General features: G+C 58.1%; 14 protein-coding genes. 7 read left to right on the top strand and 7 right to left on the bottom strand.

What is annotated here, in order from left to right; all coding sequences use genetic code 11:
* Window positions 1-58: 58 nt before the first annotated feature.
* On the top strand, window positions 59-2,020 hold the full coding sequence (locus AC0V6W_RS05040; RefSeq protein WP_486147778.1) for a tetratricopeptide repeat-containing sulfotransferase family protein: 1,962 nt from the start codon (window positions 59-61) through the stop codon (window positions 2,018-2,020).
* Between the two features lie 10 nt (window positions 2,021-2,030).
* Here AC0V6W_RS05040 and AC0V6W_RS05035 read toward each other — a convergent pair whose 3' ends face one another.
* Complete coding sequence (locus AC0V6W_RS05035; RefSeq protein WP_486151469.1) at window positions 2,031-2,366, bottom strand: tRNA-binding protein; 336 nt, start codon at window positions 2,364-2,366, stop codon at window positions 2,031-2,033.
* Between the two features lie 140 nt (window positions 2,367-2,506).
* On the opposite strand from AC0V6W_RS05035, the gene acs reads away from it, so the two are divergent.
* Window positions 2,507-4,447 carry an acetate--CoA ligase gene (gene acs / locus AC0V6W_RS05030; RefSeq protein WP_486147776.1) on the top strand — a complete coding sequence of 647 codons (1,941 nt, stop codon included), beginning with the start codon at window positions 2,507-2,509 and terminating at the stop codon, window positions 4,445-4,447.
* 11 nt (window positions 4,448-4,458) lie between these two features.
* On the opposite strand, the gene AC0V6W_RS05025 is transcribed toward acs, so the two are convergent.
* From AC0V6W_RS05025 to AC0V6W_RS05015, 3 genes are read right to left on the bottom strand one after another with little or no spacing between them, the layout of a single operon-like run.
* Window positions 4,459-5,943: a TolC family protein gene (locus tag AC0V6W_RS05025; RefSeq protein WP_486147774.1), complete on the bottom strand. Its 1,485-nt coding sequence runs from the start codon at window positions 5,941-5,943 to the stop codon at window positions 4,459-4,461.
* Between the two features lie 2 nt (window positions 5,944-5,945).
* The gene (locus AC0V6W_RS05020) at window positions 5,946-6,974 is read right to left on the bottom strand and encodes an HlyD family secretion protein (RefSeq protein ID WP_486147772.1); all 1,029 of its coding nucleotides are present in this window, start codon (window positions 6,972-6,974) and stop codon (window positions 5,946-5,948) included.
* Window positions 6,975-6,992: 18 nt separating this feature from the next.
* Window positions 6,993-8,771 (bottom strand): ABC transporter transmembrane domain-containing protein, encoded by a 1,779-nt coding sequence (locus AC0V6W_RS05015; protein ID WP_486147770.1) that lies wholly within the window; start codon window positions 8,769-8,771, stop codon window positions 6,993-6,995.
* 269 nt (window positions 8,772-9,040) lie between these two features.
* Between AC0V6W_RS05015 and AC0V6W_RS05010 the strand changes: the two genes are divergently transcribed.
* The 4 genes from AC0V6W_RS05010 to AC0V6W_RS04995 are packed head-to-tail and all read left to right on the top strand — an operon-like array spanning window position 9,041 to window position 14,268.
* On the top strand, window positions 9,041-10,168 hold the full coding sequence (locus tag AC0V6W_RS05010; protein WP_486147768.1) for an FAD-dependent oxidoreductase: 1,128 nt from the start codon (window positions 9,041-9,043) through the stop codon (window positions 10,166-10,168).
* 49 nt (window positions 10,169-10,217) lie between these two features.
* Window positions 10,218-12,356, top strand: coding sequence for an FAD-dependent oxidoreductase (locus tag AC0V6W_RS05005; RefSeq protein ID WP_486147766.1), 2,139 nt, complete (start codon window positions 10,218-10,220; stop codon window positions 12,354-12,356).
* Between the two features lie 12 nt (window positions 12,357-12,368).
* Window positions 12,369-13,646 carry a NupC/NupG family nucleoside CNT transporter gene (locus AC0V6W_RS05000; protein WP_486147764.1) on the top strand — a complete coding sequence of 426 codons (1,278 nt, stop codon included), beginning with the start codon at window positions 12,369-12,371 and terminating at the stop codon, window positions 13,644-13,646.
* Between the two features lie 10 nt (window positions 13,647-13,656).
* Complete coding sequence (locus AC0V6W_RS04995) at window positions 13,657-14,268, top strand: CDP-alcohol phosphatidyltransferase family protein (protein WP_486147762.1); 612 nt, start codon at window positions 13,657-13,659, stop codon at window positions 14,266-14,268.
* A gap of 18 nt (window positions 14,269-14,286) precedes the next feature.
* Here the strand turns inward: AC0V6W_RS04995 and AC0V6W_RS04990 are convergent, their stop codons facing one another.
* Window positions 14,287-15,102, bottom strand: coding sequence for a DUF1499 domain-containing protein (locus AC0V6W_RS04990; protein WP_486147760.1), 816 nt, complete (start codon window positions 15,100-15,102; stop codon window positions 14,287-14,289).
* 210 nt (window positions 15,103-15,312) lie between these two features.
* On the opposite strand from AC0V6W_RS04990, the gene AC0V6W_RS04985 reads away from it, so the two are divergent.
* On the top strand, window positions 15,313-15,885 hold the full coding sequence (locus tag AC0V6W_RS04985; protein WP_486147758.1) for a pseudoazurin: 573 nt from the start codon (window positions 15,313-15,315) through the stop codon (window positions 15,883-15,885).
* Between the two features lie 135 nt (window positions 15,886-16,020).
* Here the strand turns inward: AC0V6W_RS04985 and AC0V6W_RS04980 are convergent, their stop codons facing one another.
* Together AC0V6W_RS04980 and hemA are read right to left on the bottom strand one after the other, a co-directional pair.
* Complete coding sequence (locus AC0V6W_RS04980; RefSeq protein WP_486147756.1) at window positions 16,021-16,506, bottom strand: c-type cytochrome; 486 nt, start codon at window positions 16,504-16,506, stop codon at window positions 16,021-16,023.
* 91 nt (window positions 16,507-16,597) lie between these two features.
* Window positions 16,598-17,818, bottom strand: a complete 1,221-nt coding sequence (gene hemA / locus AC0V6W_RS04975; protein ID WP_486147754.1) for a 5-aminolevulinate synthase — start codon at window positions 17,816-17,818, stop codon at window positions 16,598-16,600.
* Window positions 17,819-17,842 lie beyond the last annotated feature (24 nt).

The raw sequence follows: 17,842 nt of genomic DNA, 5'->3' as shown, positions 1-17,842 counted from the left end.
AAAGCGGCGGGAGTGGCAATGGTTCACTCCCGCCGTTTTGCTGTCTAAGGCGGGTGCAATGACGCGCGAAGAACATCTGAAACAGGCGCAAACCGCGCTGCAAGCTGGCCGGTTTGAGGCCGGGCTGAAAGCGGCGCGCGCGGTGCTTGCGGATAATGGGGCCGATGGCGAAGCGCTGTATATGGCAGCGGTTGCCGCGCGGTATCTGAAACGCTTTGACGATGCCGCGACGCATCTTCGCGCGCTTCATTCCGCCATGCCTGAATATGGGCGCGCTTGGCAGGAAGAGGGGCATTTGGCCCTGGCGCGCGGTGATGCAGGGGCTGCTTTGGCAGCGTTTGTTCGCGCCACTCGGTTCAATCCTGCGCTAGAGGCAAGCTGGCGTGAGCAGGCGCGATTGGCCGGCGAAGCAGGCCGCACAGGCGAAGCGCAGGCGGCGCAGGCGCAGCACGCGCGGATTACAGCGTTGCCGCGCGAATTGCTCGCGGTCACCAATCACCTGGCCGAAGGGCGGCTGGTGCGCGCCGAAGAGATTTGCCGCCATTTCCTGCGCGCCAATCCGCGCAATGTCGAAGGCATGCGGCTGCTTGCCAAGATCGGGATAGAGCTTGGCATTCTGGATGATGCGGAATTTCTGCTCGAAAGCGCGGTCGAATTTTCGCCCGATGATGTGCAGCTGCGGCTCGATTACATTGACGCTTTGCGCCGCCGCCAGAAATCGGCCGAGGCGCGCGAGCAGGCCGAATTGCTGTATGCGCGTGACCCGGCTAACCCGCTGTTCCAATCCCGTCTCGCGATTGAGTGCATTCAAACGGGCGATTATGACCGCGGCCTTGCCCTGTTTGATAGCGTGCTTGAGAAACTGCCCAATGATCCCGCCAGTCTGACAAGCCGCGGCCATGCGCTCAAAACCAAAGGCGAGCGGGCAGAAGCAGAGGCCAGTTACCGCGCGGCGATTGCGGCAAAGCCCGATCATGGCGACGGGTATTACGCGCTGGCGAACCTCAAAACCTACCGTTTCAGCGACACAGAAATCGCCGCCATGCAAGCCCAGGCCGCGCGCGGTGATCTGGCGTTTATGGACCGGGTGCATCTCAATTTCGCGCTCGCAAAAGCGTTCGAGGATGCAGGCGAATACGAAGCAAGCTTTGCGCACTACAATGATGGCAACGCGCTGAAACGCGCACAGACCCGCTACAGCGCGCAAACAATGACGGATGAGCTGGCGCGCCAGAAAGAGCTGTGCACGCCCGAACTGTTCGATCAGCATAAAGGGGCAGGGCATACGAGCGGCGATCCCATTTTTATCCTCGGCCTGCCGCGCGCGGGATCGACTTTGCTCGAACAGATCCTGGCAAGCCATTCACAAATCGACGGAACTCTGGAGCTGCCCAATATCCTTGCGCTTGCTCACCGGCTGCGCGGAAGGAAAGCGGGACAATCGCAATATCCCGAAATTCTGCATGATCTTCACAGCGGGCAGCTGGCAAAGTTTGGCGCGGATTTCATCGAGAACACACAAATCCACCGCGAAGGCGCGCCGTTCTTCATTGATAAAATGCCGAACAATTTTCGGCATATCGGTCTGATCCACCTGATCCTGCCCAATGCCAAAATCATTGATGCGCGCCGCGATCCGATGGACTGCTGTTTCTCCGGCTTCAAACAGCTATTCGCCGAGGGGCAGGAGTTCACATACGGTCTCACTGAAATTGGCCGATATTACGCCGATTACGTTGATCTGATGGAGCATTGGGACCGTGTTCTTCCAGGCAAGGTCCTGCGGGTCCGGCACGAGGATGTGCTCGATGATCTGGAAGGTCAGACCCGGCGGATGCTCGATTTTCTTGAAGTGCCGTTTGAAGAGGCGTGCCTCAATTTCCACCAGACCGACCGCGCCGTGCGCACCGCTTCATCAGAGCAGGTGCGCCAGCCGATAAACCGCAAAGGGCAGGGCGCGTGGAAACCGTTTGAGCCTTATCTCGGCGATTTGAAAGCTGCGTTGGGCAATCTGGTTTAAGCCAGCTGTTCTAAGCCAATCGCGCCCCATCAGGCACATCCCCCGGTGCCGCCAGCACAATCGCGCCATCCTCATCGGGAAAGCCAAGCACCAACACCTCAGACATAAACGGGCCAATCTGGCGCGGCGGGAAATTGACAACCGCCATCACTTTGCGTCCCACCAACCCTTCGGGCGTGTAATGTTCGGTGATCTGGGCTGAGCTTTTTTTGACCCCGATCTCCGCGCCAAAGTCCACCACGAGCTTGATCGCCGGCTTTCGCGCTTCGGGAAAAGGCTCCGCGCTCACCACGGTGCCTGCGCGAATATCGAGCGCCATGAACGTATCAAAATCGGTCTGTTCCATCCCGCGCAGACTAAAGCGCCCCAAACCGGGTGCAAGCGCAATTGCGGTGTTCGGTTTCATCCGGCAAATTCATCTGGAAATTGCGCCGCGTCACAGGCACACACAAGCCCAACAAACAGCACCAGCAAAAGGCAGCGATTATGGCACAGGCCACCGGCGGATTTGTCAGCCGACCAGCAGATGACAGCGGCGCGCAGTGCACGTCTGATCAATATGCGCAGATGTACGAAGAATCGATCAGCGATCCCGATGGGTTTTGGCTGGAACAGGCCAAACGGCTCGATTGGAGCCGCGCGCCCAGCAAAGGGGGCAATTGGTCCTATGACCCTGTCGATATTGCATGGTTCGAAGATGGGACGCTCAATCTGTGCCACAATGCGGTGGATCGCCATGTCGCAGCGGGCAGGGGGGATAACCCTGCACTGATTTTCGAAGCCGATGATCCCGCCGCCGCGACCCGCATGCTGACCTATGCGCAGCTTTTGCAAGCGGTCATCCGCATGGCCAATGCGCTGAAATCCATGGGCGCTGCCAAAGGCGACCGGGTCACGCTTTACATGCCGATGGTGAACGAAGGCGTCGTTGCTATGCTCGCCTGCGCGCGCATTGGGGCGGTGCATTCGGTGGTGTTTGGCGGATTTTCGCCCGAGGCGTTGGCAGGCCGCATCATTGATTGCGACAGCCGCTTTGTCATCACCGCTGACGAAGGTGTGCGCGGGGGCAAGCCCATTGCTTTGAAAGCGAATGTGGATGCCGCTTTGGAAATTGACGGCACCGATGTGACAGGCGTTCTGGTGGTGAAGCACACAGGCGGCGAGATCGCGATGGCGCCCGGCCGCGACCATTGGCTGGATGATGCAGCCAGCGATGCAGATGTCCCGTGTGAGGAAATGGCCGCTGAAGATCCGCTGTTCATCCTCTACACGTCAGGCTCCACCGGAACGCCCAAAGGGGTGCTGCACACCACGGGCGGGTACGGCGTGTGGGCGGCAACCACGTTTCACTACACGTTCGATTACCGCGCAGGCGAAGTGTTCTGGTGCACTGCCGATATCGGTTGGGTGACGGGGCATTCTTATGTCACCTATGGGCCGCTCATCTGCGGGGCGGCGCAGGTCGTATTCGAAGGCGTGCCCAATTATCCCGACCATGGGCGGTTCTGGGATGTGGTGGCCCGGCACAAGGTCAATATCCTCTACACCGCGCCCACCGCGATCCGCGCGCTCATGCGCGAAGGCGATGAATTTGTGACCAGCCGCGACCGATCCTCGCTGCGATTGCTGGGTTCCGTTGGCGAACCGATCAATCCCGAAGCGTGGCGCTGGTATCATGATGTTGTGGGCGAAGGGCGCTGCCCGATTGTCGATACCTGGTGGCAGACCGAAACGGGCGGCCATATGATTACAACACTGCCTCATGCGCACGATATGAAACCGGGCAGCGCGGGCCTGCCGTTTTTTGGGATACAGCCTCAATTGGTCGATAATGAAGGCGGCGTGCTGGACGGCGCGGCCAGCGGCAATCTGTGCATCACTTCCAGCTGGCCCGGTCAGGCGCGCACCGTTTACGGCGATCATGCCCGCTTCGAGCAGACCTATTTTGCGACCTATAAAGGCAAATATTTCACCGGCGATGGCTGCCGCCGCGATGAAGATGGATATTACTGGATCACGGGCCGCGTTGATGATGTCATCAATGTCTCAGGCCACCGGATGGGCACGGCAGAAATTGAAAGCGCGCTGGTGCTGCACGAATTGGTGGCAGAGGCAGCGGTGGTCGGATACCCGCACGATATCAAAGGGCAGGGCATTTATTGCTATGTCACTTTGAATGCAGATGTGGCGGGATCGGATGCGCTTTACAAAGAATTGCGCGCCCATGTGCGCAAGGAAATTGGCCCGGTGGCAACGCCCGATCATATCCAGTTTACTGATGGCCTTCCCAAAACCCGTTCGGGTAAGATCATGCGGCGGATTTTGCGCAAAATTGCCGAGAATGATTTCGGCTCGCTGGGGGATACATCGACTTTGGCTGATCCTTCGCTGGTGGACCGGCTGATCGATGGGCGGCAGAACCGGTAGGGTTTTGCGCTTTATTCCAGTCCCAGTTCAGACAGGTCCATCGTCGCGGCCGAATAGCTCGCAGCGGCCAGCCTGCCATTTAGCTCGGCTTTGATCGCGCGGATTTCCGCTTCGGCGGCGCGTTCTTCCTGCAGGTTCACGCGGAAGAAATCGCCTGCACCAAGGCGGAACCGCTTGCGTTCGCCGGCAACCACTTCGCTTGCGGCTTGCACTTCTTCATCGGCAAGTCTGGCAAGGCGCAAAGCCGCGTTGAGATTGGCTAGGATATTGTCGAGCTCAACCTGGATCTGGTCTTCAACGCGGCGTTGATCGAGCTCCGCTTCGCGCAGTTCGGCCTCTGCGCGTTGCAGACGTCCGCGCGCCTCGCGCCGTTGCAGCGGCACTGTGAACGTCACGCCCACCACAGTGTCGGTGGAATCGAAAGTCGATCCGCCATCGCCAACCGCGCCAAAATCGCGCGACAGCTCAACGCTCGCATCAAGACGCGGCTTTAAGTCATTGCGGCGCAGGGCAATTTTGTTGGTCGCGCGCTCAATCGCGAGGCGGAAAGTTTCGAGCTCTGGCCGGCTTTCCAGAATATCATCGCGGCGCCCCTCCAGCAGCGATTGCATATCGGGCAGGGCGCGCAGCTGGCTTTGGCTGGGCAATTGGCTGCGAGTGGGCACGATCAATTGCCCGTTGCTGCCGCGCAAATAGTAAGACAGGCTGTTTGCAGCGGTGGTAAAATCGCGCTGCGCTTCTTCGACCAGAGTGCGGCGGCGGATCACATTTTGCCGGTTTTCAGTCAGCGCAATGCGCGGCGCTGCGCCCAGACTGATCTCCCGCGATAAGCCAATGGCGCGCGCTTCGGCGATTTCGAGCAATTCTTCATAAACGCTGATCTGTTCACCCGCAGCGACCCAGCGCCAATAGGCACGCAAAGCTTCAAACTGCACATTCAGTTGAACCAGAACGATATCGAGCCGCGCCTGACTGGCGGCCAGCCGGGTGTCTTCTATCGCAAAGCGGCGCTTGTCGATCCGCCGATCGCGCAGCAGCGAAAACAGCGCGCCAACCTTAAATTCGCCCGCTTGATTGGTGTTGTAGATGTTCTCATAAATGGGAAAACGCCCATCAGACAGGCGGTAGGAACCGAACACTTTTGCACCGTATGGGCGCAATTGCTGGGTTGCTTTCACTTCGCCATAGCCGCCCGAAAATGTGCCCGTCACCCGGTCATAAACCTCGCCTTCGAGCAGCAGATCAAACGCACCATCAGCGGCGAGCTGATCGCTGCGCGCGGCCGCTTCGCGTTCAAAGCTGGCCAAAATGCTGGGAAAGGTAAGGGCAGAGCTGCGCAGCACCTCATCGGGCAGCAAGGGGCCCTGCGTCAACGCCAATTCGAGCGGGTCTTCAAACGGTTCGATATCCTGCGCCAAAGAGGCAGTCGGGGCAGCGGCTATCAGCCACGCACCTGCAAAAAGGGCCGCTGCCTTTAACGCGCGAACGAACGCCATGGTCAGGCCGGCTGTTCCGGCGCGGTTTGCGGATTTTCAGGCGGGAAATTGTTCAGCTGGCGCCAGATTTCATAGCCCACCGGCACAGTCTCCAGCAGAACCCATGCCTGAACCGATGCACCAAAGCGCGCAAACTGATCGCCCGGCCACGCATTGGGCTGGCTGGTGTCTTCCGATATCAGCACGCGGAACCGCCCATCAGGCTGGGCAGACTGGTCAACCGATGTGACAATGCCGCCAAATGTGCCCACTGCAACAGAGGGCCAGCCGCTTGCCTGCAAAACCGGCCAGCCTTCAAACTGGATGCGGGCGGTATCGCCGGGCTCGACCAAGCCCACATCGCGGCCATCTACGAAAATCTCGATCACGCGCTCGGTCGTCTCGGGCACAAATGTCGCAAGGATCGCGCCCGCGCTGACGACGGTGGCGGCATCGCCTGCATTCACGCTTTGGATAAAGCCATCGCGCGGGGCGGTGACCAATTGTTCCGACTGGCGCGACAAGGCCGTTTCGGTGCGCGTGAGATTGGCCTGCGCTTCGGCGACGCGTCCGCGCATTTCTTCAACCTTGATCTGCGCCAATTCATAATCGCGCCGGGCAACCAGACCCGATGCAAACAGCTCATTCATCCGCCGCAAGTCAATTTCGGCGGTGGACTGGGCGTTGCGCGCAGCATTCAGCTGGATTTCAACCTGCGCGCGTTCCGCTTCCAATCGTTGAAGCAGCTGCGGGTCGATATCGGCAATGCGCGCGATTGGATCACCCATTTTGACCTGGCTGCCATCGCGCACAAACCATTCCTCAATCCGCCCGCCAACAAGCGCATTGATCTCCTGCTGGCGCTCATTGGGATTGAGCGTTGTCACTTTGCCCTGACCGCCCGTTGTCTGGACCCAGGGAACGTAAATCATAAACAGAATACCAGCGATAACCGCGGCAAGGATCAACACGAAAATCGTGCGGAAAATGCGCGGCATACGGATTGTATCCAGCGTCTTGAAATGCGCCATATCAGCATCGATTGCAGCCATTGCCTGTCTCCTCGCTGCCTATTCCGCCACTGCGCCAATATTGGGCGATAGCGGGCGCGGGCCTTTGGGCCGGTGCGGTGATTGTTTGTTTACAGCGAGGCAGAAATCCTCGAAATTGTCGAAATAGCGCTGCTGGCGTGCTTCCAGATAGAGGAAGGTTTCAAACCCCAGATCAATGCGCCGCCCGGAAAAATAGACAACCGTCGTATAGGCCTGATCGCGCAATTCCGCGATGCTGCGCGACAGGTGTTCTTCATCCAGCAAATCAAACAGCCGGCTCAGCACCAGCACACGCGGGCGTTCCAGCAGCGCATTGGCGAGCTTCAATTGCTGCAATTCCACAGAGGATAGCGGCGATCCGGTGGCCGCGATATGCGTATCAAGCCCCTTTTCAAAATTCGCGATTGTCCGGTCGAGGCCCACCGTCTCAAGCGCGCCAATCATCCGGCTGGGGGCGGAATCGGGGCAGGACAGATTGAGATATTCGCGGATCGTCATGCCGACAAAGCTGGGCCGTTCCAGCACATGCACATCTTTGCGCAGATTGTGCGCTTCGATATCGTTGAGGTCGATCCCGCCAAGCGAGGCAAAACCGTTATCGGGCACTTCGTGCATTTTGAGCACATCGGTAAAGGCTTTTTGCACCCCGTGATGGCTGGCCGCTGCCATGACAATGGCGCCGCTGGGGATCTCAAAATCGAGCACGGCGGTTTCATGGCGCGCTTTGCTGGATACCGAATGCAGCACCAGTGTGTGATCATCGCCGCGCACGGGATTGTCGCCTTTGGCTTCTTCCTGCTGCACATCGTAAAACAGCGACAATTCTTCAACCGCTGCGCACAGATCGTAGAAATACGTGAGATACGTGCCCAATTGCGCGACGCCAAAAAACGCGACGGACAACACCAGTTCAGCGGCAACCAATTGGCCAAGCGACAATTGCTCCTGCAAAACCAGCCAACCCCCAAGGCCAAGCAGGGATGCGCTTGCCGCTGCATACAGGATCAAAAACGCGATTGTCTGGCCGAAATGCTGGCGGAAATGCCGCTTGCGCTCACCAATATACCGCGCGGTGTATTCATCGGTGCGATCAAGCGCGTAATCAATGCGCCGCTGTGATTTGAAGAACCCGTTGGATTCGCCCAAGGTTTCAAGCCATGCTGCGGTCCCGTGCTTGGCATGCGACATGTCGATCCCGGTGCGAATAGCGCGGCTGCCCCACACCAGCCAGATAACCCAGATCAGCGCCGACATGACAATCGTGAACACCAGAAACAGCGGGTGGTATAAAGACACCAGCACAAACCCCACCGCGACCTGCAACACGACGGAAAAGCCGCCAACGAACAGAACCGGCAGCGCCTTTTGCACATTGATGACGTCAAAATAGCGGTTGAACAGCCAGCCATCCTGATTGTCGACGAAGAACGGATTTTGCGCATAGACCGAAATCAGCGAAATTTCGGCGACCATGCGGGCGTAAAAGCGCCGGGCAAACAGCTCCATCAAATGAATGCGCAAGGCGTTCATCAAAGCGAACAGCAGCAAAAGCCCGAACAATGTCACTGATAACACCACCAAAGGCGCGGCGAGCGCAGTGTTGGCAACTGTGTTAATCAGCATCTGCACCGAAATCGGTGTGGCCAGCGAAAGCAGGCTGATGCCCACGCCATAAACCAGCGCTAACCAGTAGAAATTCGCCTCTGGCCTAAGGATATCAATGAATTGACGGAAGAACTTAACGAGCGATATGCGCGTTCCGTAGCTCTCTTGTGAGCTTGATATGGTGTTGGCCATAGCTGCCGGGTCCGTCCAAATAGCGTCAAAAAATATGCAGTCACATTCGCGCGTTCACCCGTGACCCCCCGCGGGCGTAAGGCCGAAATCAAAACAATTCCGCCCTTTTGCTGACAATTGAACGAGTAACCGCGCTTGCGGTTCCTGCAAGTGACTTGGAAAGTTATCATTGCGATTGTCGGATTATTGTATCACGCGGGTCACGCAATGACAGCCTGCGATAAATCCCTAATCCTATACGTTCCAGCATGGCCTGTGGGCCGGCTAAGATGAGCCGGGACAAAAGCCCGATCATTCTGGTGGGCGGCGGGCATTCGCATGTGGCTGTTCTGGCCGATTGGGCCAAAAACGGTTTGCCATGCAGCCGCGCGGTTTTGCTCACGCCTGAGCCATATTTGCGGTATTCGGGCATGGTTCCGGGCTGGATATCGGGCGAACACAAGCGCGATGATGCGTGCGTTGACCTCGCCGGGCTTGCGCGGGCGGCGGGGGCACAATTGGTGCTGGATCGCTGCGCCGCGCTTGATCCAGAGGCGCGCTCTATCTTGACGCTGGATCATGGTCTGCTGACATTTGATATCGCTTCGTTCGATACAGGCGGGGTGGGGCAAGCGGCCAAAGTTCTGGGCGATGATCCGCGTTTGATTGATGTGCGTCCCATTGGCCGCTTTGTCGAAAAAACAGCCGCTGCCTTGTCTGAGCCTGTCAACAAGCCGCTTAAGATCGCCGTGATCGGCGGCGGGGCGGCGGGGTTTGAACTTGCCTTTGCCTTGCGCAATGCGAAAGGCGTTTCAAAATCGCCCGACATCCAATTGGTCGTTGGCAGCGATGGGCTTTTGCCGGGCTTGTCATACGCGGCCCGGCGTTTGGTGCGCGAAGAGTTCGCAGCGCAAAAAATGCAATTGATCCATGGAGACGCGAGCCTTTCTTCAGGTGATCTTATGGTTGAGGGACAGTCACTCGAACCGCGCGATATCATCATCGCGGCGATCGGATCAGGCGCGCCGGATTGGCCGCGCGCGGCAGGGCTCGCGGTGGATGAGGAAGGCTTTATTGCTGTCGGCCAACATCAACAATCAACCTCGCATCCGCATATCTTCGCAGCTGGCGATGTCGCTGCGCGGATGGATTGCGCGGTGCCGCATTCGGGCGTTCATGCGGTGCACACAGGGCCGGTCCTCGCGGCCAATCTGCGCCGTATCCTTGCAGGCAAAAACCCGCGCCGTTCTTATCGTCCGCGCCCGGCAAGTCTTTACCTGCTATCCACCGGACGAGGCGAGGCGATTGCCGCTTATGGACAATTTGCGGCGAAGGGGCGCAGGCTTGCCCGGCTGAAAGCATGGATCGACAAACGCTGGATCGCGCGATACGCCGCGACCATAAAAACCGGGCTGTAACAAAGCCATCAAAAGCAGCGAACCAACCGCGCATAAGGGGCTTTAGCCGATGAAGAAGATTGCCATTATCGCAGCGCTGGCGGCCATGATCGCGGCGTTTTTCTATTTCGGATTGAACGAGCGGCTGTCGGCCGAAGGTATTTCCAGCACCATTGCCGAGGTTGAGGCGTTTCGCGCGGAAAATGCGGGCCTGGTGCTGGTGGTGTTCTTTCTCGTCTATATCGCAGTGACCGCCGCCTCTTTGCCCGGCGCTGCCATCCTGACTTTGATCGCGGGGGCTTTGTTTGGGCTTGTAACGGGCCTGATCCTCGTATCATTTGCGTCGACCATTGGTGCGACTTTGGCCTTTCTTTCATCGCGTTACGTGCTGCGCGACAGCATTGAGGGGCGCTTTGGTGAGCGGCTCAAATCCATCAATGAAGGGCTTGAACGCGACGGCGCGTTCTACCTGTTCACATTGCGGATGATCCCTGTGATCCCGTTTTTCGTCATCAATCTGGTGATGGGGCTGACGCGGATCAAAACGCTGACATTCATCTGGGTCAGCCAATTGGGCATGCTGCTGGGCACAGCGGTTTATGTGAATGCCGGCACACAATTGGCGAAGCTGGATAGTTTGGATGGCATTTTGTCTCCGGTGATGATCGGGTCGCTGGTGCTGCTCGCCATTGTTCCATGGATTGCGAAATTTATCATCGGCGTTTTGAAACGGCGCAAAGTCTATAAAGGCTTTACCCGGCCCAAAACCTATGACCGCAATATGGTGGTGATCGGCGCAGGCGCGGCGGGGCTGGTATCTTCGCTGATTGCTTCCACCGTCAAAGCAAAAGTGACTCTGGTTGAAGCGCACAAGATGGGCGGCGATTGCCTGAATACGGGCTGCGTTCCGTCCAAAGCGCTTATCAAAAGCGCGAAAGTCGCTGCCCAAATGCGCAATGCGGACAAGTATGGGCTTGAAGCGCACGAGCCCAAAGTTCCCTTCAAACACACCATTTCGCGCGTGATGGACGCGGTCAAAACCATTGAGCCGCATGACAGCGTGGAACGGTATGAAAGCCTGGGCGTGGACTGCGTGATGGGATACGCCACTATCATTGATCCGTGGACGGTAGAGATCGCGCGCGCTGATGGCGAAACGCAGCGGCTGACGAGCCGCTCTATCGTGATCGCGGCAGGGGCTGCGCCATTTGTCCCTCCGATCGATGGGCTCGCAGATAGCGGCTATCTCACGTCTGACACGATGTGGGATGCCTTTGCGCAAATGGACAGCCCGCCTGCGCGTGTCGCAATCCTTGGCGGCGGTCCGATTGGCTGCGAGATCGCACAAAGCCTCGCGCGGCTGGGATCAAATGTCACTCAGATCGAAATGGCTGACCGGATCATGGGCCGCGAAGACGCCGAGGTTTCCGCGCTTGCCAAAACGGCCTTGGAAGAGGCGGGGGTTACTGTCCTTACCGGGCACAAAGCGGTGAAAGTCGCTGGCGGGAAAGTCATCACCGAAAGTGATGCGGGCGGCACTGCTGCCGCATTCGATGCGCTTATTGTCGCGGTGGGCCGGGCGGCCCGGCTAAGCGGTTATGGCCTCGAAAAGCTGGGCATCGACACCAATAAAACCGTGGTAACCGATGAATTTCTCGCCACAAAATTCCCCAATATCTTTGCCGCTGGCGATGTCGCGGGTCCGTTTCAGTTCACCCACACCGCATCGCATCAGGCCTGGTTCGCATCTGTTAACGCGCTGTTTGGCCAGTTCAAAAAGTTCAAAGCCGATTACCGCGTCATCCCTGCTGTTACATTCCTCGATCCTGAGATCGCGCGCGTTGGGATTAACGAGAGAGAAGCCGAGGAGCAGGGCATCGAATATGATGTGACCCGCTATGACCTCGATGATCTGGACCGCGCGATTGCCGAAAACGAAGTGAAAGGCTTTGTCAAAGTGCTGACCGTAGCGGGCAAAGACAAAATCCTGGGCGCCACCATTGTCGGCCACAATGCAGGCGAAATGCTGGCGGAATACACGCTCGCGATGAAGCACGGTCTGGGCCTCAACAAGATCCTTGGCACCATCCATCCCTATCCCACCATGGCAGAAGGCAACAAATTCGCCGCAGGCGAATGGAAGAAAGCGCGCAAGCCAGAAAAGCTGCTGGCATTGGTGGAGAAATATCACAGCTGGATGCGCGGATAAGGCGCGCGCATTGTGGAGCTGTTCGATCAATTTCGCGGTTTCTTCGGCATCGGTCTGTTGTGCCTGCTTGCCTGGGGGCTGAGCGAGGATAGGGCAGGCCGCCCTCGCTGGCGCTGGATCGTTGGCGCATTGGCGATGCAGGCGGCCCTGGCGCTGGTGATTGTGCGCGTGCCCTTTGTTTGGGACGCGATGAAAGCGGCCAATGCAGGCGTGCGCGCGGTAGAGCAGGCGGCGCTGGCGGGTTCATCCTACATGTTCGGCTATTTGGGCGGTGCGCCTTTGCCGTTTGAAGTGAAGCAAGGGGCTGATCAGCCGCTTGTTATCGCTTTTCAGATCCTGCCATTGGTGATCGTGTTTTCCGCGCTTGCTGCATTGTTGTGGCATTGGGGCGTGCTGCGCTGGCTTGTGAAAGGCCTCTCGCTCGCGCTGCAACGGACATTGGGGGTAAGCGGCGTTGTCGGCCTTTCGGGCGGGGCCAATCTGTTTTTGGGCGTGGTGGAAAGCCCGCTGGTGATCCGCGCCTATTTTGCGCAAATGAGCCGGGCAGAACTGTTTCAGGTCATGACGCTCACCATGGCCAGCATCAGCGGCGCGGTGCTGGTGCTCTATGCCAGCACTTTGCAAAGCGTGCTGGGCGAAGGGGCAACCGGGCATTTGATTTCCGCTTCACTGGTCTCTCTGCCCGCCGCTCTGCTGATTGCAAAGCTGATGGTGCCGGGTGACGGGGCCAAAACCGCAGCGGATGAAGATGAGGAGCCGAGCCTCGCCTATGCATCCAGCATTGATGCGATTGTCAAAGGCACGATGGACGGCATGCAATTGTTCCTCAGCGTCATTGCGATCATCATCGTGGTGTTTGCGCTGGTGGCATTGGGCGATCAGATCCTGGCTGCATTCCCGCCGGTTGATGGCGAACCGCTATCGATCAAGCGCATTTTCGGCTGGATATTTGCGCCGTTCATGTGGCTGCTGGGTGTGCCATGGGCCGAAGCGCAGGCCGCTGGTAGCCTGATGGGGACCAAAGCGATCCTGAATGAATATGTCGCTTTTCTCGAACTTTCCGCATTGCCCGGCGGCACTTTGTCACCGCGCGGATTGCTGATTGTTACCTATGCCCTGTGCGGATTTGCCAATCTGGCAAGCATTGGCCTGCTGGTTTCCACCATCGGCACGCTGTGCCCAGAACGCCGGGCAGAGGCGGCGGGACTTGGCATCAAAAGCTGGATAGCGGGCAATATCGCCAGCGCCATGACAGGCGCGTGGATTGGTATTGTGACCTTTGGCAGCTAAGGCCTGCGCGATGTTCGATTCCAAATTTCGCCCGCTGATTGACCCGCCGCTCAATGCCGCAGGGCGCTGGCTGGCGGGCTTGGGGGTTACCGCGAACACGCTCACCTTTGCAGGGCTTGCGCTGGGGCTGGGCGGGGCGGGCGCGGTGGCGGCGGGCGAAATGTGGCTCGCTCTTGCGCTCATCATCGCCAACCGGCTGTGCGATGGCCTCGATGGCGCGGTGGCAAGAGCGCGCGGGCCAAGCGCGCTTGGCGGGTATTTCGACATCGTTGCCGACTTTGCCTTTTACGTATCGGTGCCTGCAGGCTTCGGCATTTTGAGCGCGGACAACACTCTGCCCGCGCTGATATTGGTTGCAAGCTTTGTGCTGACAGGGGTGAGCTTTCTCGCTTTCGCAGTGATCGCAGCAGAGCGCGGCGAGACCGCCAGCGCGCATGGGCAAAAGAGCTTTTTCTATTCCACTGGCCTTGCCGAAGGGGCCGAAACCATCGCGGTGTTTATCGCCATGTGCGCTCTGCCTGCATGGTTTGGTGTGATCGCCTATGCTTATGCCGTTTTATGCGTGCTCACCGTGATCCAGCGCAGCGCGCTTGCGGTGATGACGTTTAAGGAGCAGCCCTAGCGCTGATAGAGAGCGCCCCTAGCGCTGACCAATGCGCGCCGCTGTTGCCTCACGCAAAGCTTTGATCCGGGCAGCATTCGCGCCCAGATCGCTTTGCCCGACGCGGCTGACCGAACGAAAATCAATCTGCGTTTCGCTTACCCGCGCGACAACGTCATCTTCAAAGCCAAACCAGAACGTTTCCGCCACCCCTTCCACGCGGCCTTCATCCACTTCGGACCGGATGTTCGATAGGCCGATATCCTCCATCGCAGCCGCCACCGCAGCGACCGCATCCTTCGCGCTTGCGCTGCCCAGCGGAAGCGGCGCAAGATCGGCGTAGTTTTCAGTGATGACCTGCGCATGGCTTTGAATGGCAAGCTGCGGGGCGACGCCCTGATAGGTCGAAATCTCGCCAAGCGGAGTTTGATAATCGCTCACCGGATTGGCATCGGCTTCCTTGCGCGCCTGCATGGTTTGCTCTGAAAACACTGGCGGATTGCCCGTATCCGTCGCCACATCATGAATGGGATTACCCGCCGCTGTTCCTTGCGCAGACAGGCCCATGACCACGAAAGCAGCTGGAATGGCCAAAGCAAGCGCGGGCCAGATCCACCCTTTTCGCGGGGCTTTGAACACCACAAACAACAGCGAAATAAGCGCGAGGCCCGCGACAATCGGCACCAGAAACAGCCCGGCTCCAAAAGTCAGCGACATCAGGCCCGTCTGCCAGCTCCACAAACCAAACTTGGTCCCCAGGGCAGCGATCGCGAAATACACCGGCAAAAGCAAAGCCAGGTAGAACACGATGCGGGCATGACGCGGCGTTTTGGGTTTTGGGTTCAGATTATCCATGGCCATCCCTTTAGACAGGTGATGGATTTACGCAAACATTTGGTCGTTTTGCGCGCGCGATACGCGGTGCCTGCTGTCTTTTTGATTGGGGCCTGAGGGAACAAAGCCTTTGCCCGTGCTTTTCTACTCAATGTGCTGCTTTCCTTAGCGTCCGAAAACGGTTAGGGGATTTTTGCGGGATCATGAGTATTTCAAAAAGGGAATTTATCTATGAAGCATAACGTTCTTTTGGGCGCAGTGGCTGCAACCAGCCTTATCGCTCTTTCCGCATGCGGCGGCGGCGCACAAGAAGCGCCTGCAGCTGACGACACCGCAGCAGAAGCGCCTGTTGCCGAAGAAACCGCTGAAGCAGCACCCGCTGAAGAAGCGGCAGCGGTTCCTGCAGCTGAAGCCAATGGCACAATCATCGAAGTTGAAATGCTTACGCGTGATCCCGACACTGGTCGTCAGGTGTTCAAGCCCGGCCTTTTGCGCGCAAAAGTGGGTGACACGATCGTGTTCAAACCGACCGATCCTACTCACCAATCACAATCAATCGACGAAATGATCCCCGCCGGCGTGACCGGATGGCAGGGCGCGATCAATGAAGAAGTGTCCTATGTCGTCCCGGCACCGGGCATTTACGGTTATAAATGCAACCCGCACTACGCCGCTGGCATGATCGGTCTGATCATCGTTGAAGGCGAAGGCATGGACGCCAATCTCGAAGCGGCAAAGGGTGTCACGCATCCCGGCCTTGCTGGCAAAGCATTCGAAGAACTGTTCGCCGAAGCTGGCATCTAAAAAGCAGCTCTACAAGACGCAAAAGGGGCGGCAGGGGATAACCTTGCCGCCCTTTTTTTGTTCTCGCTCAATCCTTACAAGGCTTAGTTATACTCAGTTCGAGCTAAACACTGGTCGAGCTAAAAACTGGCCCGGTCAAACCTCGCCATTGGCTTTGAGATAGGCAACCAGATCAGCGCGGTCTTGCGCGTCTTTGATGCCGGGGAACGCCATGCGTGTGCCGGGGATGTAATCCTGCGGCGCTTTGAGATAATCGAACAGCGTTTCTTGCGTCCACGTGATGCCGCTATTTGCATTGGCGGCGGTGTAATTGAACCCATCAACTGAACCTGCCTCGCGGCCCACAATGTCATAGAGATGCGGGCCCACGCGGTTCACGCCGTCCTCGATTATGTGGCACGACATGCACTTGGTAAAAACGGTTTTGCCAGCCGCTGCATCGCCGGTCAGATCAGCAAATGCAGCCGCCTCAACAGCTGCCTCTGGCGCGGGCGTCTCGGGCGCGGTTGCCGCGGTGGGAGCTGCCTCAGTTGCACCGGAGTTTGCACCGGAGTTTGCGGGGGGCTCTTCACCTGACTGACCGCCGCAGGCAGAAAGCGCGCATATGCCTAAAATGGCCATTCCATTGGAAAATCTGGTTCGCATATCCGCTCCTCCCTTATTCGCCCAAACTGCACATAGTCTGGCGATATCCTGACCCTTAGGCAGGTTATCAGGCCGCCATCTGGCCGCGCGCCAATTCGCACCGGGACCAGATTTCACTCAGCGCTGTGACCAAGCGGTCAATATCGCCATCTTCATGGACGGGCGAAGGGGTCAGCCGCAGCCGTTCTGTGCCCACAGGCACAGTGGGATAATTGATCGGCTGCACATAGATGCCGTGATTATCCATCAGCCAGTCGCTGATCATTTTGCATTTCTTGGCATCGCCCACCATCACAGGAATGATGTGGCTGGGATTGGGCAGATGCGGAATGCCCATAATATCCAGCTGGCGGCGCACTTGTTCCACCCTGTCGCGCTGTTGTTCGCGCTCTGTATTGCTGGTTTTAAGGTGGCGAATGCTCGCCGCTGCGCCCGCTGCCACGGCAGGCGGTAGCGCGGTGGAGAAGATAAATCCGCTGGCAAAACTGCGCACGAAATCAACCAGATTGCGGCTGGCCGCGATATAGCCGCCCATTACGCCGAACGCTTTGCCCAAAGTGCCCTCGATTACATCGATCCGGTCCATCAGGCCTTCGCGTTCGGCAATCCCGCCGCCATGCGGGCCGTAAAGGCCAACGGCGTGCACTTCATCGATATAGGACATCGCCCCGTGCTTTTCGCAAACATCGAGAATGTCGGCGATGGGCGCGATATCGCCATCCATCGAATAGACGCTTTCAAACGCGACCAGCTTGGGCACATCGGGGCCGTATTCCGACAGCATCCGGTCTAAATCTTCTGGATCGTTGTGTTTCCAGATTTTGTAAGGCGCGCGGCTGTGGCGAATGCCTTCGATCATGCTGGCATGGTTCAAGGCATCGGAAAAGACGACGCAGCCGGGGATTTTGCCCGCCAAAGTGCCAAGGCCCGCCCAGTTTGAAACATAGCCCGAAGTGAACAGCAGCGCGCTTTCTTTGCCGTGCAGATCAGCCAGTTCCGCTTCGAGTTCGACATGATAGTGATTGGTGCCCGAAATATTGCGCGTGCCCCCTGCGCCCGCGCCGCATTCGTCCAGCGTTTCGTGCATCGCTTCGAGCACGCTAGGGTGCTGGCCCATGCCCAGATAATCGTTCGAACACCACACCGTCACTGCCTGCGTGTCTTCGCCAACAAAGCGCGTTGCGTGCGGAAACTTGCCGCGATGCCGCTTGATATCGGTGAAGACCCGGTAGCGACCTTCTTCGCGCACACTGTCCAAGGCCTGCGCAAAATAGGTTTCGTAATCCATGGCGTGTCCCTCTGCTTGGTATTC

The sequence above is a fragment of the Erythrobacter sp. JB1-7 genome (assembly GCF_057365015.1).
This window is presented reverse-complemented; position numbering and strand designations above follow the sequence as displayed.